Annotated in this window: 22 protein-coding genes; 14 read left to right on the top strand and 8 right to left on the bottom strand. The window is 66.8% G+C overall.

Annotation, left to right across the window (positions count from 1 at the left end; genetic code table 11):
• The first annotated feature begins 539 nt into the window (after window positions 1–539).
• Entirely contained in the window at window positions 540–965 is a 426-nt protein-coding gene (locus tag Herbaro_RS10955; RefSeq protein WP_275013853.1) for a hypothetical protein, read from the top strand.
• Window positions 966–1054: 89 nt separating this feature from the next.
• On the opposite strand, the gene Herbaro_RS10950 is transcribed toward Herbaro_RS10955, so the two are convergent.
• Window positions 1055–1996 carry a LysR substrate-binding domain-containing protein gene (locus Herbaro_RS10950; protein ID WP_275013852.1) on the bottom strand — a complete coding sequence of 314 codons (942 nt, stop codon included), beginning with the start codon at window positions 1994–1996 and terminating at the stop codon, window positions 1055–1057.
• Between the two features lie 52 nt (window positions 1997–2048).
• Window positions 2049–2903 carry a FadR/GntR family transcriptional regulator gene (locus tag Herbaro_RS10945; protein WP_275013851.1) on the bottom strand — a complete coding sequence of 285 codons (855 nt, stop codon included), beginning with the start codon at window positions 2901–2903 and terminating at the stop codon, window positions 2049–2051.
• Here Herbaro_RS10945 and Herbaro_RS10940 point away from each other — a divergent pair.
• The 4 genes from Herbaro_RS10940 to Herbaro_RS10925 all read left to right on the top strand — a co-directional run bounded on the left by Herbaro_RS10940 (window position 2902) and on the right by Herbaro_RS10925 (window position 7016).
• The gene (locus Herbaro_RS10940) at window positions 2902–3069 is read left to right on the top strand and encodes a hypothetical protein (protein WP_275013850.1); all 168 of its coding nucleotides are present in this window, start codon (window positions 2902–2904) and stop codon (window positions 3067–3069) included. The two genes, Herbaro_RS10945 and Herbaro_RS10940, sit on opposite strands and share 2 nt — an antisense overlap.
• 216 nt (window positions 3070–3285) lie before the next feature.
• Window positions 3286–4719: an aldehyde dehydrogenase family protein gene (locus tag Herbaro_RS10935; RefSeq protein WP_275013849.1), complete on the top strand. Its 1434-nt coding sequence runs from the start codon at window positions 3286–3288 to the stop codon at window positions 4717–4719.
• A gap of 44 nt (window positions 4720–4763) precedes the next feature.
• A complete protein-coding gene (locus Herbaro_RS10930; RefSeq protein WP_275013848.1) occupies window positions 4764–5522 on the top strand; it encodes an SDR family oxidoreductase in 759 nt (252 codons plus the stop codon).
• A gap of 180 nt (window positions 5523–5702) precedes the next feature.
• Window positions 5703–7016: an MFS transporter gene (locus tag Herbaro_RS10925; protein WP_275013847.1), complete on the top strand. Its 1314-nt coding sequence runs from the start codon at window positions 5703–5705 to the stop codon at window positions 7014–7016.
• 61 nt (window positions 7017–7077) lie between these two features.
• Here the strand turns inward: Herbaro_RS10925 and Herbaro_RS10920 are convergent, their stop codons facing one another.
• From Herbaro_RS10920 to Herbaro_RS10900, 5 genes are all read right to left on the bottom strand, one after another.
• Window positions 7078–7395, bottom strand: coding sequence for a hypothetical protein (locus Herbaro_RS10920; protein ID WP_275013846.1), 318 nt, complete (start codon window positions 7393–7395; stop codon window positions 7078–7080).
• A gap of 63 nt (window positions 7396–7458) precedes the next feature.
• A complete protein-coding gene (locus Herbaro_RS10915; RefSeq protein WP_275013845.1) occupies window positions 7459–8175 on the bottom strand; it encodes an ABC transporter ATP-binding protein in 717 nt (238 codons plus the stop codon).
• A complete protein-coding gene (locus tag Herbaro_RS10910) occupies window positions 8168–8926 on the bottom strand; it encodes an ABC transporter ATP-binding protein (protein WP_275013844.1) in 759 nt (252 codons plus the stop codon). The genes Herbaro_RS10915 and Herbaro_RS10910 overlap by 8 nt, the downstream gene beginning before the upstream one ends.
• Complete coding sequence (locus Herbaro_RS10905; protein ID WP_275013843.1) at window positions 8923–10215, bottom strand: branched-chain amino acid ABC transporter permease; 1293 nt, start codon at window positions 10213–10215, stop codon at window positions 8923–8925. The genes Herbaro_RS10910 and Herbaro_RS10905 overlap by 4 nt, the downstream gene beginning before the upstream one ends.
• A 4-nt stretch (window positions 10216–10219) precedes the next feature.
• Entirely contained in the window at window positions 10220–11167 is a 948-nt protein-coding gene (locus Herbaro_RS10900) for a branched-chain amino acid ABC transporter permease (RefSeq protein ID WP_275013842.1), read from the bottom strand.
• Window positions 11168–11326: 159 nt separating this feature from the next.
• Here Herbaro_RS10900 and Herbaro_RS10895 point away from each other — a divergent pair, with 159 nt between their 5' ends.
• The 6 genes from Herbaro_RS10895 (at window position 11327) to Herbaro_RS10870 (ending at window position 16709) form a co-directional block, all read left to right on the top strand.
• Window positions 11327–12838, top strand: a complete 1512-nt coding sequence (locus Herbaro_RS10895) for a protein adenylyltransferase SelO (RefSeq protein ID WP_275013841.1) — start codon at window positions 11327–11329, stop codon at window positions 12836–12838.
• An 82-nt stretch (window positions 12839–12920) separates the two neighbouring features.
• Window positions 12921–13316 (top strand): peptide-methionine (R)-S-oxide reductase MsrB, encoded by a 396-nt coding sequence (msrB, locus tag Herbaro_RS10890; RefSeq protein WP_275013840.1) that lies wholly within the window; start codon window positions 12921–12923, stop codon window positions 13314–13316.
• A 73-nt stretch (window positions 13317–13389) separates the two neighbouring features.
• Window positions 13390–14010 carry a septation protein A gene (locus Herbaro_RS10885; protein WP_275013839.1) on the top strand — a complete coding sequence of 207 codons (621 nt, stop codon included), beginning with the start codon at window positions 13390–13392 and terminating at the stop codon, window positions 14008–14010.
• Window positions 14007–14291 carry a BolA family protein gene (locus tag Herbaro_RS10880; protein WP_275013838.1) on the top strand — a complete coding sequence of 95 codons (285 nt, stop codon included), beginning with the start codon at window positions 14007–14009 and terminating at the stop codon, window positions 14289–14291. The genes Herbaro_RS10885 and Herbaro_RS10880 overlap by 4 nt, the downstream gene beginning before the upstream one ends.
• Before the next feature lie 84 nt (window positions 14292–14375).
• Window positions 14376–15152, top strand: coding sequence for a peptidylprolyl isomerase (locus Herbaro_RS10875; protein ID WP_275013837.1), 777 nt, complete (start codon window positions 14376–14378; stop codon window positions 15150–15152).
• A gap of 450 nt (window positions 15153–15602) precedes the next feature.
• The gene (locus tag Herbaro_RS10870; protein WP_275013836.1) at window positions 15603–16709 is read left to right on the top strand and encodes a porin; all 1107 of its coding nucleotides are present in this window, start codon (window positions 15603–15605) and stop codon (window positions 16707–16709) included.
• Window positions 16710–16855: 146 nt separating this feature from the next.
• On the opposite strand, the gene purL is transcribed toward Herbaro_RS10870, so the two are convergent.
• Entirely contained in the window at window positions 16856–20881 is a 4026-nt protein-coding gene (purL, locus tag Herbaro_RS10865; protein WP_275013835.1) for a phosphoribosylformylglycinamidine synthase, read from the bottom strand.
• A gap of 493 nt (window positions 20882–21374) precedes the next feature.
• On the opposite strand from purL, the gene Herbaro_RS10860 reads away from it, so the two are divergent.
• The 3 genes from Herbaro_RS10860 (at window position 21375) to Herbaro_RS10850 (ending at window position 25301) form a co-directional block, all read left to right on the top strand.
• Entirely contained in the window at window positions 21375–22649 is a 1275-nt protein-coding gene (locus tag Herbaro_RS10860; RefSeq protein WP_275013834.1) for an FAD-dependent oxidoreductase, read from the top strand.
• A gap of 176 nt (window positions 22650–22825) precedes the next feature.
• The gene (locus tag Herbaro_RS10855) at window positions 22826–24397 is read left to right on the top strand and encodes an NAD(P)H-hydrate dehydratase (RefSeq protein ID WP_275013833.1); all 1572 of its coding nucleotides are present in this window, start codon (window positions 22826–22828) and stop codon (window positions 24395–24397) included.
• A complete protein-coding gene (locus Herbaro_RS10850; protein ID WP_275013832.1) occupies window positions 24348–25301 on the top strand; it encodes a DMT family transporter in 954 nt (317 codons plus the stop codon). The genes Herbaro_RS10855 and Herbaro_RS10850 overlap by 50 nt, the downstream gene beginning before the upstream one ends.
• Window position 25302: the final 1 nt, after the last annotated feature.

Below are 25302 nucleotides of genomic sequence, written 5' to 3'. Positions count from 1 at the left end.
CCATTCCAGTCTCATCTGCACCTGCGCGCCTGTCCGCGCACGACACAGGCCGGCGCAGGCTGCGCATATCAGCAAGGGCGACACGGATGAGCTGCCGCGGCAGCCTGATCGAGCGCCTGGCCGGTCATGCCGTTGTGGGTAGACCGACCGGCCTGCAACAAATCCATTGGCGAACCCCTTCGCGCAATGAGGCATGCCTGGCGGCACATGGATGCAGATGTCGATGGAATGAATCGCAGTGTAACCGATTGGTATGACATCTTCGTTTTTTTCCATCGGCGGCCGGAAAAAAAGAGGCGATGAAGAGGCCATTTTGCAACCCTGCCGATGAGCTTTCCCCTACGGTATTTGGATCCAAAATCTTCATTCCGCCTGCGCCGCAAAATCACGACGTAATTTCCTGTTAAGCCAATTCAACGAAACCGGCAAACATGACGGCATTCGCTTGCACTTCCTTTACAAGGGTAAAAACCGGCAGTGGGCGCAACTTCGCTGCGCCGAGCCAGGTCTCTCGGCTACGTCAATCATGAAAGAGGCCCATGCGCACACGCATCAAGAACATCCTGAAAACCTCTGCCCTCGCCTTCACCGCGGCATCCTCGCTGGGCTTGGCGCCGCTGTCGCAGGCGCAGCAGCCCGGACCGCCGCCCGGCCCCGGCATGGAGCATCGCGACCGGCGCGGCCCCGAAGGCCACTATGAATTCCGCGACGCCGACCGCGAGAAGCTGCGCCGGCATTACGACGGCGAGCTCAAGCGCGTGGACCGCGGCCATCGCCCCGACTTCCGCGAAGGCCAGCCGGTGCCGGCTGAATTCCGCAGCCGCATCAGGCCGGTGCCGCAGAACGTGCGGCGCGACCTGCCGCCCCCGCCGCGCGGCTACCGGATGGGTTACTACGACGGCTACACCGTGGTCTACGACCCGGTCAGCTTCACCATCCTGCAGGTGCTGGACATCCTGCGCTGACCGGCCGACAGCCGGCAGCCGGCGAAAAAAAACGGCATGTCCGAAGCATGCCGTTTTTTATGGTTGCGCCGCGCGCGATCACTCCCGCATCACTCCCGCGCCAGCAACTCCGTATGCCCCCACTTGCCCGAGCGGCACAATTCATCGGTGACATCCAGCACCAGCCGCTCGACCGCCGCCGCCGCGGTAGTCAGGGGAATATTCTTGGACGCGCACAGCACCAGCGTGCGCGAAATCCGCTCGCCGGCGATCGGCTGCGCCACCATCTCGCCGCGCTCGATGTCGGCCAGGAGCGGCGCCACCGGCAGGATGGTCGCGCCGATATCGGCCAGGATGGCGGACTTGAGGATCGCCACCGAATTGATCTCGATCACGTTCTCCAGCGCCATGCCCTGCGAGCGCACCAGGTTCTCGATGCGCGGCCGCACGCCGTGCGCCAGGCCCGGCAGGATCAGCGGCGCCTGGATGGCCTTGGCCAGCGGCACGCCGCGGCGGCCCGTTACGCCGTAGCGCGACTTGGCGCGGGTGATGTACATCATCTCCTCCTCGATCATCGGCGTGGCCGCGAAGGACGACAGCTGGCCGTCGTCGAACAGCACCGCCAGGTTGATGCGGCCGGATTTGAGCTGCGTGATCAGGTTGCCGGTCAGCTCCTCGGTCAGCTGCAGCGTGATCTCGGGATAGGTGGAGCGCACCGCGTTCAACAGCGGCAGCGCCAGCGCGTTGGAGACGCTCTGCGGGATGCCCAGCGCCACCGTGCCCGAGGGCTTGCCGTTGGACTGCGCCACCGCTTGCTTGGCGTCCTGCACCTGCTTCAAGATGGCCAGGGCGTGTTCATAGAACACCTTGCCGGCGTCGGTGGCGATCACGCCCTGGGCCGAGCGATGCAGCAGTTGCGCCTCCATCTCGTCTTCCAGCTGGCGGATCTGCTGGGTCAGCGCCGGCTGCGCGATGTGCAGCACGCGCGCCGCGCGCGACAGCGAGCCGTGGTCGACGATGGCGACGAAGTAGCGCAGTTGGCGTAATTCCATGGAGCGTTTTCAGTCCCTACTTGTTAATTCGATTGACAGCAGATCGCAACCTTCACAGGCCCGGCCTGCTGTTGAACATGCGCGTGCGCGCGTTCTCGATGTGGCCGTGCATGGCGCGCCGCGCGCCTTCGGCATCCTGGACGCGGATCAGCTCGAAGATCTTGCGGTGCTCGTCCATCGCATCCTGCGAACGCTTCCACGGCGGGATGTGCATCAGGTGGCGCAGCATGTTGACCGCGTGGCTGACGTCGTACTCCAGCGTCTTCATCACCTGCACAAAGCGCATGTTGGCGGTGGCCGTGGCGATCGCCTCGTGGAACGCGAAGTCGAAATGGTGGGCGATGCCGCCCACCGCGTTGGCTTCCTCGAAGCCCTGCAGCAGGCGCTCCATCTTCTCCAGGTCGTCGGCATTGCGGCGCAGCGCCGCCATGTAGGCGCACTCCGGCTCGATCACCAGGCGCAGCTCCAGGCCGTTCATGATGTGGCCGATGCGGGTCTCCGGCTCGGCGCCCTGCGCCGCGGTCGCGGCCAGGCCCGGCTTCTCCTTCACATAGGTGCCGGAACCGCGCACCGATTCCACCATCTGGTCCTCGCGCAGCCGGTCCAGCGCCTGGCGCACCACCGGGCGCGAGACGTCGAACAGCGTGGCAAGGTCGTTCTCCGAGGGCAGCTTGCCGCCCACCGCGATGCGGCCTTCGACGATGGCGTGGAACAGCGTCTCGTAGACCCGTTCGGCGAAGCGTTCGGGACGCACCGGCCCCAGGCCGGCCGCGGCCAGCGTCAGGATCTCGGGCGAGCCCGCCGGCCGGCCTGCGCTCTTCAAGTTGACAACTTTGGCCGACGGCGCGCGCCGTGCTGCATCCGCCGCATCGGCGCCGGGATCGCGCGGCTGGCTGGATCTGGGCATGTGGTCTCCGCTGGTGATGGATTTTTTTAGGCGTCTTTCGCTGCAATGCCGCATGGTCGCGCAGCCTCGGACGCCCTTGGTGATGATGCGCATGGTAGCGGATTTGCTGCGCGCGCAGAACGATTTCGGCGAAGAATGCGGCCGAGAAATTAGTAAAATAAATTGACAGCTTTCCGGCGCTGCCTTAGATTGGGCACCCATAACAGCGCCGCCGTCGCCACGAACCACGGTGCGCGCCACAACGACAGGAGACCACCCCCACAAGGCGCGCCCACGCGAACGCCGCCCTGCCGTTGCGCTCTTCGTTTTGCCTTGCCGTCGGATCGCCCGCAGCGGCCGCACGCATTTCCGTTCCCGACATCTTCGAAAGGACGCACCGCCCATGAAACAGCACTTCATCGACAACCGCTGGGTCGAACCCTCTTCCGGCGAAAGCATTCCCGTGGTCGACCCTTCCGACGGCCAGGTCTTCGAATCCATCGCCCGCGGCAACGAGGCCGACATCGACCGCGCCGTGAAGGCCGCCCGCCGCGCCTACGAAGGCGCCTGGGGCAAGCTCTCGGCGGCCGAGCGCGGGCGCCTGATGATGAAGCTCTCGCTGAAGCTGCAGGATCACCAGGAAGAGCTGGCTCAGCTCGAAGGCCGCGACTGCGGCAAGCCGATGAAGCAGGCGCGCGCCGACGCCGCCGCCATCGTGCGCTACTTCGAGTTCTACGCCGGCGCCGCCGACAAGCTGCACGGCGAGACCATTCCCTACCAGTCCGGCTACACCGTGCTGACGCTGCGCGAACCGCATGGCGTGACCGGCCACATCGTGCCATGGAACTATCCGATGCAGATCTTCGGCCGCTGCGTCGGCGGCGCGCTGGCCGCCGGCAACACCTGCGTGGTCAAGCCGGCCGAGGACGCCTGCCTGTCCATCCTGCGGGTGGCAGAGCTGGCCGCCGAGGTGGGCTTCCCGGAGGGCGCATTGAACATCGTCACCGGCTACGGCCACGAGGCCGGCGATATGCTGGTCCGGCATCCCGACGTCGATCACGTCTCCTTCACCGGCTCGCCCAACATCGGCAAGGTGGTGGTGCGCGGCGCCGCCGAGCACCATACCCCGGTCACGCTGGAGCTCGGCGGCAAGTCGCCGCAGGTGGTGTTCGACGACGCCGACTTCGACGCCATGCTGCCGGTGATCGTCAACGCCATCGTGCAGAACGCCGGCCAGACCTGCTCGGCCGGCAGCCGCCTGCTGGTGCAGCGCGGCGCCTACGAGAAGGTGCTGGATCGCCTGGGCGACCTGTTCTCCAGGCTGCGCGTGGGCTCCTCGCAGATGGACCTGGACTGCGGCCCGCTGATCCGCAAGACGCAGCAGGAGCGCGTGGCGGGCTTCCTCTCCGACGCCCGCAACGACAGGATCGCCATCGCCGGCCAGGGCGCGGTCGACGCCAAGGCCCCCGCCTCCGGCTTCTACCAGGCGCCCGTGCTGCTGCGCGACGTGCCGCCGCAACACCGCCTGGCGCAGGAAGAAGTGTTCGGCCCGGTGCTGGCGGCCATGCCCTTCGAGGACGAGGACGAGGCCGTGCGCCTGGCCAACGGCACCGACTACGGCCTGGTGGCCAGCGTCTGGACCCGCGACGGCGGCCGCCAGATGCGCATGGCGCGGGCGATCCGCAGCGGTCAGGTGTTCATCAACAACTACGGCGCCGGCGGCGGCGTCGAGCTGCCTTTCGGCGGCGTCAAGGCCAGCGGCCACGGCCGCGAGAAAGGCTTCGAGGCGCTTTACGGCTTCACCGTGCTCAAGACCATCGCGATCCGCCACGGCTGATCCGCGTCCCCATTACCCGATCGTATTTACCAAGGAGACATAGCATGCGTTTGAAAGACAAAGTAGCCATCGTGACCGGCGGCGGATCCGGCTTCGGCGAAGGCATCGCCAAGACCTATGCGCGCGAGGGTGCGGCGGTGGTGGTGGCCGATATCGGCGAGGCCGGCGGCCTGCGCGTGGTGGAAGAGATCAAGCAAGCCGGCGGCCGCGCGGTCTTCGCCAAGGCCGACGTTTCCAAGCGCGCCGACATGGATCGCCTGCTGGCTACCGCCCTGGAGAGCTTCGGTTCGCTCGACATCGTGGTCAACAACGCCGGCACCACGCACCGCAACCGTCCCATGCTGGAAGTGGAAGAAGACGAGTTCGACCGCGTCTACGCCGTCAACGTCAAGAGCATCTTCCTCTCGGCCAAGACCTTCGTGCCGCACTTCCGCAAGGTCGGCGGCGGCGCCTTCGTCAACATCGCCTCCACCGCCGGCATCCGCCCGCGTCCGGGCCTGACCTGGTACAACGGCAGCAAGGGCGCGGTCATCACCACCAGCAAGTCGATGGCGGCCGAGCTGGGTCCGGACAAGATCCGCGTGAACTGCGTCAACCCGGTGATCTCGGCCACCGGCCTGCTGGCGGAGTTCATGGGGGTGCCCGACACCCCGGAAAACCGCAAGAAGTTCGTCGCCACCATCCCCATGGGCCGCTTCTCCACCCCGGAGGACATCGCCAACGCCTGCCTCTACCTGGGTTCCGACGAAGCCCAGTTCGTCACCGGCGTGTGCATCGAAGTGGACGGCGGGCGCTGCGTGTAAGCGCGACGTCAGCACAATGCGGGCTTGACCGGCGGCGGCGATATTGCATTGACAATAGCGCCGCCGTCACTACAATGAGGCTCCGCCGCCGGATGCGACAACAACAAGCAACGCACCGGAACAGGCGAAACCGCGCACGCGGATCACAATAAGAAATCCAAACGAAATCAGGAGAGAGACATGAGCTACAACGCAGGCGCCACCGCCTCGCCCGGCGCAAGCCAGGCATCCTTTGAAGACGCCACCTACGCCAAGGTGACCTGGCGGCTGCTGCCGCTGCTGTTCCTGTGCTACGTGGCGTCCTACCTCGACCGCGTCAACGTCGGTTTCGCCAAGCTGCAGATGCTCTCCGACCTGAAGTTCAGCGAAACCATCTACGGCCTGGGCGCCGGCATCTTCTTCATCGGCTACTTCGTCTTCGAGATCCCCAGCAACATGATCCTGCACAAGGTGGGCGCGCGCATGTGGATCGCCCGCATCATGATCACCTGGGGCATCATCTCCGGCGCCATGGCCTACGTCACCACGCCGGAAATGTTCTACATCATGCGCTTCCTGCTGGGCGTGGCCGAGGCCGGCTTCTTCCCGGGCGTGATCCTGTACCTGACCTACTGGTACCCGGCCGCGCGCCGCGGCAAGATCACCGCGCTGTTCATGACCGGCATCGCGCTCTCGGGCGTGATCGGCGGCCCGCTGTCGGGCTGGATCATGCACGCCATGCCGGGCGTCTGGGGGCACACCGGCTGGCAGTGGATGTTCCTGCTGGAAGCCGTGCCCTCGCTGATCCTGGGCGTGCTGGTGATCCTGTACATGAAGGACCGCATCCGCGACGCCCACTGGCTCAGCGAAGATGAAAAGAAGCTGCTGGAAGCCAACATCAGCCAGGAAGAAAGCCAGAAGGAGCACCTGTCGCTGTCGGCCATGTTCTCCAACGGCAAGGTATGGCTGGGCGCGCTGATCTACTTCTGCTTCGTGATGGGCCTGTACGGCGTGAGCTTCTGGCTGCCGACCATCATCAAGACCACCGGCGTGACCGATCCCCTGAACGTGGGCCTGCTGACGGCGATCCCCTACGCCTTCGCCGCGGTGGCGATGGTGCTGATCGGCCGCAGCGCCGACGCCCGCCGCGAGCGCCGCTGGCACGTCGCCATCCCGGCCTTCTTCGGTTGCGTGGGCCTGCTGGCCTCGACCGTGTACGACCACAACACCGTCATGGCGATGGCCTCGCTGACGCTGGCCAGCATGGGCATCCTGACCACGCTGCCGCTGTTCTGGAGCCTGCCGACGGCCTTCCTGTCGGGCACTGCGGCGGCCGCCGGCATCGCGCTGATCAACTCGCTGGGCAACCTGGCCGGTTTCGTCAGCCCGTTCCTGGTGGGCTGGCTGAAAGACGCCACCCAGAGCACCAACGCCGGCATGTACGTACTGGCGGTGTCGCTGGTGCTGGGCGGCCTGCTGACGTTGACGCTGCCGGCCCGGCTGGTGAACAAGTAAGCAAGCGCCCCCCGCGCTGCTTTGCGAAACAAAAACGGCGGCTCCCCGGAGCCGCCGTTTTTTATTCCCGTTCCTCTCGTCCCGCGGCCTCGGGATCCAGCAGCCGCCGCATCGCCAGCCGCACCGCCTCGGCATGCGTAGCCTGCGGGTGAAGGCGCTTCTGCTCTCCGATCAGCAGATCCACCCGCGCGCGGTCGCCATGGCACAGCTCGGTCATGCGCGCGGTCAGTTCCAGATAGCCATCCGGATCGTGCAGCCGCCGGCCGGCGCGCGCAACGTGCGCCAGCCAGGCGCGGTCGGCGGCGTAGACGGCCAGTACGGCCAGGGCGAGCAGGAGCAGCCAGTTCAGCATGGGTGGCGGCGCAATGGTGATGGACAACCACGATTGTCGGCGCTCGCCCCGGCCGCCGCCATCGGCATCCGGCGAAAAACGCCGCTCTTTCTACAGCGCCAGCCAGTCGCGCTGCACGCCGTCGTCGGCCAGCAACTCGGCCGGCGTGCCGTGGAACACGATGCGGCCGCGCCCCATCACGTAGACGCGCTGCGCCAGGTCCAGCGCGATGGCCTGCTTCTGTTCGATCAGCAGCACCGCAACCCCGCGCTCGCGCAGCCGTTCCAGGCAGCCCGCCACCTGCTCCACCATCTGCGGCGCCAGGCCCTCGGTGGGTTCATCGATCAACAGCAGCGAGGGATTGCCCATCAGCGCGCGCGCCAGCGCCAGCATCTGCTGCTCGCCGCCGGAGAGCGCGCCGCCGGCCACACCGCGCCGCCTGTACAGCGACGGGAACATGGCGTACATGTCGTCGAAGCGCCAGCCGCCGGCAGGCGGGCGGCCGCCCTTCTGGCCCAGCAGCAGGTTTTGCTCCACCGTCAGCGCCGGAAACACGTCGCGGCTCTCCGGCACGTAGGCGATGCCCTTGTGGGCGATCTCATAGCTTGGCAAGCCGAGGATGGCAACACCGCCCAAGCGCGCCGAGCCCTCGCTCCTGAGCTGCCCGACCAGGGCCTTGAGCAGCGTGGAGCGGCCGGCGCCATTACGCCCCAGCACGCTGACGATCTCGCCCGCGCCGACCCGCAGGTCCACGCCCTGCAGCACGTGGCTCTGGCCATGCCAGGCATGCAGCCCGGCCACTTCCAACAAGGCTTGGCGCTCAGCCATGGCCGCTCCGGTCCAGGTACAGGCGCTGCACCTGCGGATTGGCGCGGATGCCGGCGGCGCTGTCGCAGGCGATCACGCGACCGTTGTCCATGACCGCGATGCGGTCGGCCAGGTCGAACACCACCTGCATGTCGTGCTCCACCATCAGCAGCGTCTTGCCGGCCGTGACCTCGCGGATCAGCGCCACCATGGCCTCGGCCTCGGTGCGGTTCATGCCGGCGGTGGGCTCGTCGAGCAGGATCACCGAGGCATCGGCGGCGATCGTCACCGCCACTTCCAGCGCGCGCTGATCGGCGTAGCTCAACTGGCCGGCCGGCAAGTGCGCCCGCGCCTGCAGGCCGACCCGCTCCAGCACCGCGTGCGCGCGCTCGGCCGCATCCCGCAGGCGGCCGATGCGGCGCCAGAAGGCGTAGCGGTAGCCGAGTTTCCAGAGCACCGCGCAGCGCACGTTCTCGAATGCCGTCAGGCGCGGGAACAGGCTGGAAATCTGGAAGCTGCGCGCCAGCCCCAGGCGATTGATGGCCTGCGGCGTGCCGCGCGTGATGTCCGCGCCATGCAGCAGGACGCTGCCGGCGTCGGCGCGGTGGCGGCCGGAGACCAGGTTGAACAGGCTGGACTTGCCGGCGCCATTGGGGCCGATCAGCGCGCAGCGTTCGCCCGCGCGCAGTTGCAGCTCGACGCCGCGAATGATCTCGGCGCGCCCGAAACTCTTGCGCAGGCCGCGCAGCTCCAGCGAGAAGGTCTCGTTCATGGCGCCCCGCTTTCGCGGCCGGCCTGCTCGGCGGCTTCCACGCGTTTCCAGGCGCGGCTCCAGGCCGCCGACCAGGGCGCGCGCCAGCGCGCGATGGCGGCGACGCCGGCCGCGCACAAGGCAGCCGACAGTCCCCACGCCGCGACCGAATGGACATCGAAATCCAGGCCGAACAGGCGCACCGGCGCCATGCCCTCGCCGCTGTCGGCCAGGCTGCCCAGGCTGAGCTGGTAAGCCATCTCGGTGGCCAGTACGACGCCGCCCAGCAGCAGCGTGCCGGCCGCCGCCCGTCCCGCCAGCAGGCGCGCCAGGCCGGCATCCATCGCCCGCGCGCGCAGCACGCGCGCCAGGTCGTCGACCAGTTTGGCCAGCCCGCCGGGCAGGCACATCACGATCAGGATGAAGAAGGCGCCGAGGTAGAACTGCCATGCCTGGGTATAGGCCGACAGCAGCGAGGCGAACAGCACGCCGACCACGCCGCCGATGATGGGGCCGTAGAAATAGGCGGCGCCGCCGATGAAGGTGAACAGCAGGATGGCGCCCGAGCGCAGCGCGCCCACGTACTCGGCGCTGACGATCTCGAAATTGATGGCCGACAGCCCGCCCGAGACGCCGGCGAAGAAGGCCGACAGGATCAGCGCCAGGTAGCGCACGCGCTGCGGGTCGTAGCCAATGAAGGCGGCGCGCTCCGGGTTGTCGCGCACGGCATTGAGGATGCGCCCCAGCGGCGTATGCCGGATGGCGTGGATAGCGATGGCGCACACCAGCAGCCAGGCGGCGATCAGGTAGTAGACCTGCAGCTGCGGCCCGTAGCTGATGCCCAGCACCGGCTCGCCCACCACCCGGTTGCCGGAAATCCCGCCCTCGCCGCCGAACAGCTCCGGGAACATCAGCGCGCAGGCCGAGACCAGCTCGACCAGCCCCAGCGTGATCATCGAGAAGGTGGTGCCGGCCCGGCGCGTGGTCAGGTAACCGAACGCCACGCCGCACAACGCGCCGACCACGCCGCCGGCCAGCGGCACCAGGGTGATCGGGAAGGCGAACGGCAGGCTGCCGTCGCCGATGCGGTTCATCAGGTGGATGGCGCCGAACGCGCCCAGGCCGGAATACACAGCGTGACCGAAGGACAGCATGCCGCCCTCGCCCAGCAGCATGTTGTACGAGAGGCAAAGCAGCACCATCGTGCCCATCTGCGACAGCAGCGACAGCGAGCCGCTCTGTGGGAACACCAGCGGCGCGGCCAGCAGAGCCAGCGCAAAGCACAGCCAGGGCAGCAGGGATCTCTTCATCGCCTCATCCCTCCCGCTTGCCCATCAGGCCCTTGGGCCGCACGATCAGCATCGCCACCAGCAGCAGGTAAGGCAGGACCGGCGCGACCTGCGCCAGGGTCAGGCGCAACACCGGCGCCAGCGGGCCGGCGGCGGGCGCGGCGATGCCCAGCGCGGCCAGCAGGCCGGCGGCCGAATAATCCAGCGCCACCGCGAAGGTCTGCATCAGGCCGATCAGGATGGAGGTGATGAAGGCGCCGGCCAGCGAGCCCAGGCCGCCGACCACCACCACCACGAAGATGATGCTGCCCACCGAGGCCGCCATGCCCGGCTCGGTGACGAAGGCGTTGCCGCCGATCACGCCGGCCAGCGCCGCCAGCGCGCAGCCGCCGCCGAACACCAGCATGAATACGCGCGGCACGTTGTGGCCGAGCGCCTCGGCCATCTGCGGATGCGTCAGCGCGGCCTGGATGGTCAGGCCGATGCGGGTATGGCGCAGCAGCAGCCAGATCGCCGCCAGCATCGATGTCGCCACCAGCAGCATGAAACCGCGATAGACCGGGAACGCGGTCGAATAAAGGGTAAACAGCGTCCCGTCCAGGCTGGGCGGAATGCGGTAAGGCACCGGCGAGCGGCCCCAGACCAGCTGTACCAGCTCCACCACCAGGTAGGACAGGCCGAAGGTGAACAGCAGCTCGGGCACGTGGCCGTAGCGGTGCACGATGCGCAGGCCGTAGTGCTCGACCAGCGCGCCGGCGACGCCGACCACCACCGGCGCAATCAGCAGCGCCGGCCAGAAGCCCAGCACGCCGGCGATCGAATAGGCGACATAGGCGCCCAGCATGTAGAAGCTGGCATGGGCGAAGTTCGGCACGCCCATCATGCTGTAGATCAGCGTCAGTCCGGAGGACAGCATGAACAGCAGGAAGCCGTAGCCCAGGCCGTTCAGAAATGTGATGAGTGCGAACTCCACGGATGCCTGCGTCGGAAAGTTGCCCGGCCGCAATCGGGCGGGCTGAAAAGTAGCGCGATCCTATGGGATTCGCGCTTCTCTGTCAAAATGGCGGATTGCGCCGCAAGGCCGCCGCGCCCGCCCCTTGCAAGCGCGGCGTCCAGGCATCATCTGCCAGCCATGACCATCAACATATCCGATACCGCCGCTGCGCCCGCGCAGCAAACCGGCGCCCTGCCCAGCTTCGGCAACCGTTTCGCCGAGCTGCCGCCGGCCTTCTATACGCGCCTGCAGCCCACGCCGCTGCCCGCCCCCTACCTGGTCGGCTTCAGCGAGGACGCGGCCGCGACCATCGGCCTGACGGCCGCCGCACTCCAGGATCCGGACTTCCTCGACCTCTTCACCGGCAACCGCATCGGCGCGGGCTCGCAGCCGCTGGCGGCGGTGTATTCCGGCCACCAGTTCGGCGTCTGGGCCGGCCAGCTGGGCGACGGCCGGGCGATTTCGCTGGGCGACGTCGCCGCCGCCGACGGCCGCGGCCGCATCGAGCTGCAACTCAAGGGATCGGGCAAGACGCCCTACTCGCGCATGGGCGACGGCCGCGCCGTGCTGCGCTCCTCGATCCGCGAGTTCCTGTGTTCGGAGGCGATGGCCGCGCTGGGCATCCCGACCACGCGCGCGCTGGCCGTCACCGGTTCCGACCAGCGCGTGCAGCGCGAGACGGCCGAGAGCGCTGCGGTCGTCACGCGCATGGCGCCCAGCTTCGTCCGCTTCGGCTCCTTCGAGCACTGGTACTACAACCAGCGTTTCGATGAGCTCAAGGTCCTGGCCGACGCCGTATTGGCGCAGTTCTATCCCGAGCTGCTGGCGCAGGCCAATCCGTACAAGGCGCTGCTCACCGAGGTCACGCGCCGCACCGCCGAACTGATGGCGCAATGGCAGGCGGTGGGCTTCATGCACGGCGTGATGAACACCGACAACATGTCCATCCTCGGCCTGACGCTGGACTACGGCCCCTTCGGTTTCATGGAAGCCTTCGACCCGCGCCACATCTGCAACCACACCGACCAGCAGGGCCGCTACTCCTACCAGATGCAGCCGCGCATCGGCCAGTGGAACTGCTTCGCGCTGGGCCAGGCGATGCTGCCGCTGGTGGGCAGCGTGGAAGACACCGAGGCCGCCCTGGCCGGCTATGAGGCCGTGTTCGAGGCCAGGCAGGAACAACTGCTGCACGCCAAGCTCGGCCTGGCGACGGTGCGCCCGGAAGACGAACAGCTGATCGACGCCATGTTCGCCATCCTGCGCGAGAACCGGGTCGACTTCACCCTGTTCTTCCGCCGCCTGGGCGAGCTGCGGGTCGGCGAGCCGCAGGCCGACGAGCCGATCCGCGACCTCATCATCGACCGGCCCGCCTTCGACGCCTGGGCCGTGCAATACCGCGCCCGGCTGCAGGCCGAGGGCAGCGACGACGGCCGGCGCCGGCTTGCAATGCACGCCGTCAACCCCAAATACGTGCTACGCAACTACCTGGCCCAGGTCGCCATCGAGAAGGCCCAGCAAAGGGATTTCTCGGAAGTGGCGAAACTGCAGGCCATCCTGCGCCGCCCCTACGACGAGCAACCCGAGCATGAGCAATACGCCGAGCTGCCGCCGGGCTGGGCCAGCCACCTGGAAGTGAGCTGCTCGTCCTGACCGGGCGCGCGTCCCCATAAAGCATTACACTTGCCGTCCGGCAAACGCGACCAGCGCCGCCGCCGGCACAACAGGAGCCCATATGACCAAGCGCGTAGAAAAAACCGAAGCCCAGTGGCGCGAGCAGCTCGAGCCCATCGAATACCAGGTCGCCCGCGAAGCCGCCACCGAGCGCGCCTTCACCGGCCGCTACTGGGATCACCATGAGGCCGGCACCTACACCTGCGTGTGCTGCGACACCCCGCTGTTCACCTCCGACGCCAAGTTCGACTCGGGCTGCGGCTGGCCCAGCTACTTCGAACCCATCGATGCGGCCAACGTGCGTGAAAAAGTGGACCGCAGTTATGGCATGATTCGCACCGAGATCATCTGCAACGTCTGCGACGCCCACCTGGGCCACGTCTTCCCCGACGGCCCGCCGCCGACCGGACTGCGCTATTGCATCAATTCGGCTTCGCTGCGCTTCGATCCCGCCTGAGGACGCAGCCCGAGCTGTTTCGATGTGTAACGGATGAACACCGATCAACCCGATTCATGAAAAAATCCGTCCGATGAAGTTTCTGTTCGACCTGTTCCCCGTCATCCTGTTTTTCGGCGTCTTCAAGTGGGCCGAAGGCCATCCCGCGGCCGCGCAGGATCTTGTCATGCAATACCTGGGCGGCGCCATGTCGGCCGGCGCCGTCACCGCCGCGCAGGCGCCCATCCTGCTCTCGACCGCGGTGGCCATCGTCGCCTCGCTGGGGCAGATCGGCTGGCTGCTGCTGCGCCGGCGCAAGGTGGACGCCATGCTGTGGGTCTCGCTGGCCATCATCGTGGTCTTCGGCGGCGCCACCATCTACTTCCGCGACGACACCTTCATCAAGTGGAAGCCGACCATCCTCTACTGGTGCTTCGGCGCGGCGCTGCTGTTCTCGCAGCTGTTCATGAAGAAGAACCTGATCCGCGTCATGATGGAAAAGCAGGTCAGCCTGCCCGAGCCGCTGTGGCCGCGCCTGAACCTGGCCTGGATCGTGTTCTTCTCGGCCATGGGCCTGCTTAACCTGTACGTCGCCTTCAACTATCCGCTCGACACCTGGGTCAACTTCAAGATGTTCGGCAGCATGGGGCTGATGTTCGCCTTCATCGTCGCCCAGAGCCTGTTCCTCTCGAAGTACATGAAGGATGCCGAATGAGCGGCCCGGATACCCGCCCCGAGCGCATCCGCGAGCGGCTTCTTGCAACTTTCTCGCCCGAGGCATGTCTGGTCGAGGACGAGTCCGCCCTGCACGCCGGTCATGCGGGCGCGGCCTCGGGCGGAGGGCATTACAGGGTGCGCCTGGTATCGGAGTTGTTTGAGGGTAAAAATCGGGTGAACCGGCATCGGCTGGTGTATGATTGCCTGTCCGATCTGATGCAGCATGAGATTCACGCGCTGGCCATCGTGGCGCTCACCCCATCAGAGGCAAAGAACTGAGACCAAGAACAACGAACGACGCCATCCCTCCTGTTTTCCAATCTCCGTTTTTGATTCATTCCTTTCTTTTCTAGGATTTCAACAATGACATTCAAACCCGCTCGCCTGCTGGTTCTGCTGTTTGCAATCGCTTCCATCCCCGCTTTCGCGCAAAACCTGGCCGTGGTCAACGGCAAGAACATCCCTTCCTCGCGCGCCGACCTGATGGTCAAGCAAATGACCTCGCAAGGACAGCCGGACACCCCGCAGCTGCGCGGCGCCATCAAGGAAGAACTGATCAACCGTGAAATCCTGATGCAGGAAGCGGACAAGCAAGGCCTGTCCAGCAGCTCGGACGTGAAGAACCAGCTGGAACTGGCCCGCCAGTCGATCGTGATCCGCGCGCTGATCGCCGACTACCTGAAAAAGAACCCGGTGTCGGACGCCGACATCAAGGCTGAATACGACAAGTTCAAGGCCCAGGCCGGCGACAAGGAATACCACGCCCGCCACATCCTGGTGGACAAGAAGGAAGACGCCGACGCCATCATCGCCAAGCTGAAGGCCGGCACCAAGTTCGAAGACCTGGCCAAGCAGTCGAAGGACACCGGTTCGGCAGCCAACGGCGGCGACCTGGACTGGGCCACCCCGGCCTCGTTCGTCAAGCCGTTCTCCGACGCCATGGTGGCCCTGAAGAAGGGTGAAGTCACCCCGACTCCGGTGCAGACCCAGTTCGGCTGGCACGTGATCAAGCTGGAAGACGTCCGCGCGGCCAAGGTGCCGACCCTGGACGAAGTCAAGCCGCAGATCGCCGAAGCCCTGCAACAGAAGAAGCTGCAGGCTTACCAGGAAGAACTGCGCAAGAAGGCCAAGGTGCAGTAAGGCCCCCTCGGCGCAGCCCTGCCTGCGCCGCTGTTCAAAGCCCGGCCCGGTTTTCCCGGCCGGGCTTTTTGCTGGCGCAAGCGCCCCGCCTGCGGCGTCGGCCGCCTGCGCCACCCGGCTCGAAACCGCCGTTGCCCGGCGTCATCGGAGGCCATCATCCCGCACGATGCGAATCGCTGCATTTTGAAAAAAAATATAAATACTTTTTCAAAATACGTAAAATATTCTATTAATAATTAAAAAAATAAATTTTTTTGGCCTCAATTCAAACATTTCACCAATAAGCCTTCTGCTATCCTTCGATCCTGCCTTTATTAAGGCTGGGCCGTACGTTCACCAAGCATCCGCACAGCAGAAAGAACGACGGCACGACAGGCGTTCCGGGGGAGGCACATGAAGTCGCTCCGCGGCGCCACTTAAACAACATCGTGGTATCAGGAGAGACTACCTATGAAGAAGAGTTCCATGCTGCTGCTCGCGGCTGGTTTGACCACCGGCGGCGCCGCGTTTGCCCAATCGACCGTGACCATCTACGGCATCGTCGACACCAGCATCCGCTATCTGAGCAACGACAACGCCCAAGGCAACAGCAACTTCCGCGTTGACAACGGCGCCATCGCCAACAGCCGTATCGGCTTCAAGGGCACCGAAGACCTGGGCGGCGGCCTGAAAGCCATGTTCCAACTGGAAAACGGTTTCTCCAGCGACAACGGCAACATGAGCGCCGCCAACACCTTGTTCAGCCGCCAATCGTGGGTCGGCCTGCAAGGCGGCTTCGGCAAGGTCCGCGTCGGTCGCCAGAACACTCCGCTGTTCGACCTGCTGGCCGATCACTTCGACCCGCTGACCGTGGGCAACTACGAAACCAATTCCTGGCTGCCGGCCGCCGCCAGCCTGGTTCGTACGCCCAACATGCTGCGCTATGACAACGACTTCGGCCCGGTGTCGGTCGGCGTCAGCTATGCCTTCGGTGAAACCGCCGGCTCGAATCGCAGCAACAGCCAGTTCAGCAGCGCGCTGCGCTACACCGCCGGCGCCTTCGCTATCGGCGGCGGCTTCCAGCAGACCAACGACAACGCCAGGAACAAGGACACCGCCTACAACCTGTCGGCGTCCTATGACTTCGGCGTCGTCAAGCTGTACGGCGGCTACTTCAACATCAAGGACTCCACCGGCAAGACCGCGCAATACATGGCCACCACCGGTTACTCGACCGCGGCCACGACTGCGACAGGCGGCCTGCCCGGCGTCCAGCGCAAGGACACCGGCCTGTTCTTCGGCACCAGCTACAAGGCCACCAGCGCCCTGACCCTGACCGGCGCGTTCTACTACGACAAGAGCAAGAACGTGGCCTACAGCACCGTGGGCAACGTCGGCGACGGCAAGCGCTACACGGTGGCTGGCTGGGCTGAATATGCCCTGTCCAAGCGCACCCAGGTCTACACCACGGTCGACTACAACAAGGCCAAGGATGCGTCCATCTATGAGCTGACCAACTCGGCCACCGGCAAGACCAACCTGACCACCGTCGGCGTCGGCATCCGCCACATCTTCTGATCCAGTCCTGTCGTGCGCCGCCGCATGGCGGCGCACGACAGGCAGCGTCGGAAAACAAAAAGCGCAGTTCCTTTCGGAACTGCGCTTTTTTTATTGCCTTGCGTATCGGGCGGCCCGCCGCGGCGGGCCTGCCATAGCCAGGCCGGTCAGCCCACCCACTTGCGGGCGTTGCGGAACATGCGCATCCACGGCGAATCCTCGCCCCAGCCTTCCGGGTGCCAGGATTGCGTCACTGTGCGGAACACGCGCTCGGCGTGCGGCATCAGCACCGTGAAGCGTCCGTCCGGGGTGGTGACCGAGGTGATGCCTTGCGGCGAGCCGTTCGGGTTGTACGGATAGCCCTCGGTCACGGCGCCGGTGTTGTCGACGTAGCGCATGGCGACGATGGCCTTGGCGATGTCGCCGGTCTGCGAGAAGTCGGCGAAGCCTTCACCGTGGGCGGTGGCGATCGGCGCCTGGGTGCCGGCCATGCCCTGCATGAAGATCGACGGCGAATCCGCCACTTCCACGTTGACGAAACGCGCCTCGAACTGCTCGGACTTGTTGCGCGTGAACTTGGGCCAGGCCTCGGCGCCGGGGATCATGGACTTCAGGTTGCTCATCATCTGGCAGCCGTTGCAGATGCCCAGCGAGAAGGTGTCGTCGCGGCCGAAGAAGCGCGAGAACTGCTCGGCCAGCTGCGCGTTGAACAGGATGGTCTTGGCCCAGCCCTCGCCGGCGCCCAGCACGTCGCCGTAGGAGAAGCCGCCGACGGCGATGAAGCCCTTGAAGTCGTCCAGCTTGGCGCGGTTGGCGATCAGGTCGCTCATGTGCACGTCGACCGCGGTGAAGCCGGCCTTGTGCATGGCGAACGCGGTCTCGATGTGCGAGTTCACACCCTGCTCGCGCAGGATCGCCACCTTCGGACGCGCGGCGGCGCCGATGTTCAGGAAGGGAGCGGCGATGTCTTGCTGCGGGTCGAAGCTCAGCTTGGGCGTGATGCCGGGGTCGGCGGCGTCCAGGATGCGATCGTATTCGGCGTCGGCGCAGGCCGGGTTGTCGCGCAGGCGGGCGATGCGCCAGCTGGTCTCGCTCCAGGCGCGCCGCAGCTCGATGCGGGTCTGGCTGTAGATGTTCTTGGCGTCGCGCATGAACTCGACCACGTCGCGGTCGTTCGGCTTGCCGATGATGTGGCTGCAGGCGCCCAGGTTGAAGCTGCGCAGCACGTTCATGACCTCCGACTTCTGGTCGGCGACGACCTGGATCACCGCGCCCAGCTCCTCGTTGAACAGCGCGCGCAGGGTCTGCTCGTTGCGGCGTTCGGCGACCTGGGTGGTCCAGTTCTTGGAATCGCCCCAGTCGTCGCCGTGGCCGCCTTCCATGGTCAGGATGTCGAGGTTGACCGAGATGCCGGTGCGGCCGGCAAAGGCCATTTCGGTCAGCGTGGCGAACAGGCCGCCGTCGGAACGGTCGTGGTAGGCCAGCAGCTGGCCCTGTTCGTTGAGTTGCTGGATGGCGTTGAAGAATCCCTTCAGGTCTTCCGCGCTGTCGACGTCCGGCGTCTCATTGCCGATCTGCTGCATCACCTGCGTGAGCGCCGAGGCGCCCATGCGGTTCTTGCCGCGACCCAGGTCGATGGCGATGAGCACCGTTTCGCCCTTGTCACGGCGCAGTTGCGGCGTCAGCACGCGGCGGATGTCGGTCACCGGCGCGAACGAAGACACGATCAGCGAGACCGGCGAGGTCACCGACTTGGCGCCCTCGTCGTCCGACCAGGTGCTGCGCATGGACAGCGAGTCCTTGCCCACCGGGATCGACACGCCCAGCGCCGGACACAGCTCCATGCCCACCGCCTTGACGGTGTCGAACAGCGCGGCGTCCTGGCCCGGCTGGCCGCAGGCCGCCATCCAGTTGGCCGACAGCTTGATGTCGCCGATCTCGGCGATCGGCGCGGCGGCGATGTTGGTGATCGCCTCGCCCACGGCCATGCGGCCGGAGGCGGCGGCGTCGATCACCGCCAGCGGGGTGCGCTCGCCCATGGCCATGGCTTCGCCGCGATAGCCTTCCAGGCCCATCGCGGTCACCGCCACGTCGGCCACCGGCACCTGCCACGGGCCGACCATCTGGTCGCGCACGGTCATGGCGCCGACGCTGCGGTCGCCGATGGTGATCAGGAAGGACTTGTCGGCCACGGCCGGCAGGCGCAGCACGCGGTGCGACACTTCCACCAGATCCATGCCGGTCAGGTCCACCGGCGGCAGTTGCTGCGCGACGTGCTTCACATCGCGATGCATCTTGGGCGGCTTGCCCAGGAGCACGTCCATCGGCATGTCGACCGGGCTGTTGCCCTGCTCCGGATCGATCACCTTGAGCTGGCGCTCTTCAGTCGCGGTGCCCACCACGGCGAACGGCGAACGCTCACGCTCGCACAGGTAACGGAACAGTTCCAGGTGCTCCGGCGCGATGGCCAGCACGTAGCGCTCCTGCGATTCGTTGCTCCAGATTTCCTTGGGCGCCAGGCCGGATTCTTCCAGCGGCACCTTGCGCAGGTCGAACAGCGCGCCGCGCTTGGCGTCGTTGGTGATTTCCGGGAAGGCGTTGGACAGGCCGCCGGCGCCGACGTCGTGGATCGACAGGATGGGGTTCTCGTCGCCCAGCGCCCAGCAGGCGTTGATGACTTCCTGGGCGCGGCGCTCCATCTCCGGGTTGCCGCGCTGCACGGAATCAAAGTCCAGGTCGGCGGTGTTGACGCCCGTGGCCATCGACGAGGCGGCGCTGCCGCCCATGCCGATGCGCATGCCGCGGCCGCCCAGCTGGATCAGCAGGCTGCCCACCGGCAGCTCGCTCTTGCGGGTGTGCTTGGCCGAGATGTTGCCCATGCCGCCGGCGATCATGATGGGCTTGTGGTAGCCCATCACGTTGCCGCCCACGTTCTGCTCGTAGGTGCGGAAGTAGCCGCCCAGGTTGGGCCGGCCGAATTCGTTGTTGAAGGCGGCGCCGCCCAGCGGGCCGTCGATCATGATCTGCAGCGGCGAGGCGATGCGCTCGGGCTTGCCGTAGATACCGCCCTGGGCGTGCGCGTCGCGCTGGGCCACCGGCTGCGCCACGTCGCGCGCGGACTCCCAAGGCTGCACGGCGTGCGTGACCATCAAGTTGGAGACGGTGAAGCCGGTCAGGCCGGCCTTGGGCTTGGAACCGCGGCCGGTCGCGCCCTCGTCGCGGATTTCGCCGCCGGCGCCGGTGGAGGCGCCCGGGAACGGCGAGATCGCGGTCGGGTGGTTGTGGGTCTCGACCTTCATCAGGATGTGGGTCAGCTCTTCCGACGCCTCATACACATTGCCCTTGACCGCGCCGCGCTGGTAGAAGCGCGGCACGCTGGCGCCCTCGATGATGGAGGAGTTGTCGCTGTAGGCGACCACGGTGCCCTTGGGGTTCAGCTGGTGGGTGTTCTTGATCATGCCGAACAGCGACTTGTCCTGCGCCACGCCGTCGATGGTCCAGTCGGCGTTGAAGATCTTGTGGCGGCAGTGCTCGCTGTTGGCCTGGGCGAACATCATCAGTTCGACGTCGGTCGGGTTGCGCTGCGCCTTGGTGAAGGCATCCACAAGGTAATCGATCTCGTCGTCCGACAGCGCCAGGCCCAGTTCGGTGTTGGCGCGCTCCAGCGCCACCTTGCCGCCGCCGATCACGTCCACCGACTCCAGCGGCTTGGCCTGCAGTTCGGTGAACAGGCCGGCCGCTTCGGTCGGATGGCGCAGCACGGTTTCGGTCATGCGGTCGTGCAACAGCGCGGCCACGGCCGGGATGCTGGCCTCAGCCAGCTTCTTGGCGCCGCCCAGGAGGCCGCTCTTGACCTGCACGTGGTAGATCACGCCGCGCTCGACGCGGCGGATATGCGCCATGCCGCAGTTGTGCACGATGTCGGTAGCCTTGCTGGCCCAGGGCGAGATGGTGCCGAAACGCGGGATCACCACGAAGGCGTCGCCCTCGTCGCTGCCGTTGAACGGATCGCCGTAGGTCAGCAGGCCGTTCAGGCGCGCCTCGTCTTCCCGGGTCAAGGCCTGGGCGGCGTCGACGAAGTGCAGGTGGCGGCCCGACACGCCGGTGATGGCGGGATCGATGGCTTGCAGTTGGGTCAGGAGGCGTTGGGTACGGAAAGCGGAAAGGGCATTGGAGCCCGGCAGGATCAGCATGGCGAGGTCGAGGTCGAGGCAGTTGGCTTGAATCGGGAAACTGTCGCAGCAGCGCGCAGGGAGCGGTCCGCCGGGGGCCGGCGCATCCTCGCTGTCGCATTGCAGCGGACTGGGATGCGGCGCCGCGCGGGGAGATCGTGCACGCGTTTGCTGCGTTTGCTGGCAAAGCCGGAATTATACAGTGGACGGGGGTATTCGGCCCACAGAAAGCGAGCATCGCCGCCCCTCTCCGGCGCATGCCTTGCCGCCCCTGTCATCGGCGCGCGCCCGCGGCGCGTTGTTCATGCAAGGCATGGCGCCGCCGCGGGCGCGCGACGCCGAACGGATTGCATTCGAGCAATATCCGGATAACAAGGAAAATCCGATGTATCATTCCGGCCGCATCGGAAGACCGGCCCGCCGGAGGGCCAGCTTGCCATCCTGACCACGAAGATCGGCCGACAACACCGGTGACGACGACCAAAGCGGCCTGAACCGCATCAAGACGAACAGAGTGAACAGCACACATCGACAGATCGCCGTCATCGGCGGGGGACTTTCCGGAATCTGCACCGCCTATTTCCTGGCGGCCAAGGGCTATGAGGTGGCCGTCATCGAGCGGCGCGCCCATGTCGCCGAGGAAGCCACCTTCGGCAACTCCGGGCTGCTGGCGCCCGGCGCGGCCATGCCCTTGACGCTGCCCGGCGCCTTCGCCACCTTCGCCTGCCGCTTCAAGGAAGAGCCGCGCGTGCTGCTGGCCTCCGGCGCCGACTTCCTGCGCAACCGCTGGATGCGCCAGACGCGCGCCGCCCAGCAGCAGCGCTTCGCCGCCAACAAGCTGCGCCTGACGCGGCTCTCGGCCTACGGCCAGGAGCTGACGCTGCAGCTGCAGGCCCACTACGGCATGGAACACGAGAACAGCAACGGCCTGCTGCACCTGTTCCGCCTGCCCGCCGAAGCCGCCCGCATGCCACAGATGCAGGAAGCCGCGCAGCAATCCGAACGCAAGCACCGGCAGCTCGACGCCGCCGCCATCCGCCAGTTGGAGCCGGCCTTCTCGTCCGAAGCCGCGCTCGCCGGCGCCCTGCACTATCCCGACGACATCGCCGGCAACGCGGTGCTGTTCGCCAAGCAGATGCGCAACGCGGCGCAGGAGCTGGGCGTGTCCTTCCATTTCGGCGCGACGGTCAAATCCATCCAGGCCGAGTTCGGCGGCCGCGTGGCGCTGGAGATCGACTCGCCGCACCTGGCCTCGGGCATGGCGGTGGACGGCGTGGTGCTGGCCGCAGGCATGCAGAGCGCCGAGCTGCTGCGTCCGCTCGATACGCCGCTGCCGCTGCGCGCGCTGCAAAGCTGGTCGGCCCTGGTGCCGATCAAGAATCCGGACGACGCGCCCAACATGGCGCTGTTCGACGACAGCTACAAGGTCGCCATGACGCGCCTGGGCCATCGCCTGCGCATCACCGGCCTGCTGGGCTTCGTGCCGCCGTCCAAGGCCATCCCGGCCAAGGCGCTGCGCAACCTGCTCAAGATCGCCGGTGACTACTACCCGAATGCCGCCAACTACAACCAGGCGCATTTTTGGGCCAACACCATCCCCATCCTGCCCAGCGGCCTGCCGGTGTTCGGCCCGACCCGCCATGGCAACGTCTTCGTCAACACCGGCCACGGCGTCACAGGCTGGGCCGCGACGGTGGCCTCGGCGCGCATCCTGGCCGACATGATGGCCGGCGAAGAGCCGGCGATCGAACCCGACGGCTTCCTGCCGCGCGACCTGGCGACCGGCTGAAGCCCGCCGCCGCTGCTCGGCATGTGCACAAGATCGGCGCGGATTCATCCGTGCCGATTTTTTTCATCCGGACGCGGCCAGCGCTGCGCGCCCAATTGCCTTAGAATAATTTCCAGGCGCGCACCGCCGCCGCCATCCCCGTCCACCGCAGCACCAACTCATCAGCGATCACAGCCATGAGCGCGCTCTATTCCGTTGCCGAAATCCGCGAAGTCGAACACAAGGCGCTCTCCGGACTGGCGCCTTACGCGCTGATGCAGCGCGCCGGCGCCGCCGTTGCCGAACATGCCCAGGCGCTGTTGTGCTCGACCACCGAATCCTCGCCGTCGGTGCTGATCCTGGCCGGCCCCGGCAACAACGGCGGCGACGCGCTGGAGGCCGCCTGCCTGCTGGAGGAAGCCGGCATCGAAGTGGCCGTGCAGTTGCATGCCGACGAGAGCCGGCAACCCGCCGACGCCCGCCGCGCCCTGGCGCGCGCCCGCGAAGCGGAGATCCAGTTCATCGAAGACCTGACGCCGGCCGGCCTGCGCGGCCAGTCCTGGGCGCTGGTGATCGACGGCCTGTTCGGCATCGGCCTGGCGCGCGCGCCCAACGGCAAGCTGCGCGCCATCATCGACTACGTCAACGGCCTGAGTTGCCCGGTGCTGTCGATCGATGTGCCCAGCGGCCTGAACGCCGACAGCGGCAGCATCGTCGGCGGCAAGGACGGCGCGGCGGTCAACGCCACCCACACCATCACCTTCATCGGCGACAAGACCGGCCTGCACACCTGCGACGGCAAGGACCACAGCGGCCATATCACCGCGCACCCGCTGGAGATCGAGCACGCTTGCTACAAGCCGACCCGCGCCTTCCTGAACGGGCCGCAATACTTCGCCGCCTCGCTCAAGCCGCGCGCCAACAACTCGCACAAGGGCAGCTATGGCGACGTCATCGTCGTGGGAGGCGCCCGCGGCATGGCCGGCGCGCCGGTGCTGGCGGCGCGCACCGCGGCCTTCGGCGGCGCCGGGCGCGTCTATGTGGCCTTCGTGGACGACGGCCCGGCCTACGACGGCGTGCATCCGGAGCTGATGTTCCGCGTCGCCGACCGCGTCGAGTTCGGCGCCAGCGCGGCGCTGGTGGTCGGCCCCGGCATGGGTACCTCGCGCCATGCCCATGACATCCTGGCGCGCGCGCTGGACAGCGAGGCCGACATCGTGATCGACGCCGACGCGCTCAACCTGATCTCGGCCGAGCCGACGCTGCAGCACAAGCTGCACGACCGCAGCCGGCCCAATGGCGAGGTGGTCAGCATCATCACCCCCCACCCGCTGGAAGCCGCGCGCCTGCTCGACATCACCACCCAGCAGGTGCAGGCCGACCGGCCGCAGGCGGCGCGCATGCTGGCCCGTCATTTCAACGCCATCACCGTGCTCAAGGGCGCAGGCACCGTGATCGCCTTCCCCGACGGCGAGATGGCGGTCAACCCGACCGGCAATCCGGCCCTCTCCACCGCCGGCACCGGCGACGTGCTGTCCGGCCTGTGCGGGGCGTTGCTGGCGCAGGGTTGGCCTACGCGCGCAGCCGCGCTGGCGGCCACCTGGATCCACGGCGCCGCCGCCGACCGCCTGGTGGCCGAAGGCCTGGGTCCGGTGGGACTGACCGCCAGCGAATTCATACCGGCCATCCGAGCCGTGTTCAATAACATCATCCGAGACCATGTCCACCACCGCCCTGCCGCAGTCACGACCCTTCGCACCCACGCCTAAGCTCTGGCTGGGCATCATCTTCCTGGTCACGGGGCTGTGGACGCTGTCGCTGCTGGACGCGGCCGGCAAGCTGCTGGCCATCTCCGGCTATCACGTGGTGATGATTGCGTGGATGCGCTACAGCATCAACGTGCTGTTCATGGCGCTCACGCTGGCGCCGCTGTACCGGCGCCGCACCGGCCGCAGCATCTTCCGCTCCAACCGCCCCCGGCTGCAGCTGGGGCGCGGCGCGCTGCTGCTGGCCTCGACGCTGATCTTCTTCTCGGTATTGCGGATCGTGCCGCTGGCCGAGGGCACGGCGATGAATTTCTGCGCGCCGCTGATCGTGCTGGCGATGTCGCCCTGGCTGCTGGGCGAGCGCAGCTACGTCTCGCGCTGGATCGCGGTGCTGGTAGGTTTCACGGGAATGCTGATCGTCATCCGGCCCGGCGGCGACATCCCGCCGCACGGCGTGGCGCTGGGCCTGCTGTCGGCGTTCACGATGGCGATGATGTCCATCCTCAACCGCAAGGCGAACCAGGCCGACGATCCGATGGTGACGCTGTTCTACGGCGCCCTGGTGGGCAGCGTGCTATCGACGCTGGCGGTGCCCTTCTTCTGGAGCGCGCACACGCCCACGCCGGTGGAGTGGGCGATCCTGATTTCCACCGGCATCACCGGCACCATCGGCCACTTCCTGCAGAACAGCGCCTATCGCCATGCCGAGGCATCGGTGCTCACACCCTTCTTCTACGCCCAGATCATCTCGGCCACGGGCATGGGCTGGCTGGTGTTCGGCCAGTTCCCGGACGCCGTCACGGTATTGGGCATCGGCGTCATCTGCGCCAGCGGCATGGGCATCGCGCTGATCGAACGCAAGCGCCATCACCGCCTGCCGGCGGCCGACCCGATGGAGTCGGTCTGAT

This window comes from Herbaspirillum sp. WKF16, assembly GCF_028993615.1.
Classification (GTDB): Bacteria; Pseudomonadota; Gammaproteobacteria; order Burkholderiales; family Burkholderiaceae_D; genus Herbaspirillum.
This window is presented reverse-complemented; position numbering and strand designations above follow the sequence as displayed.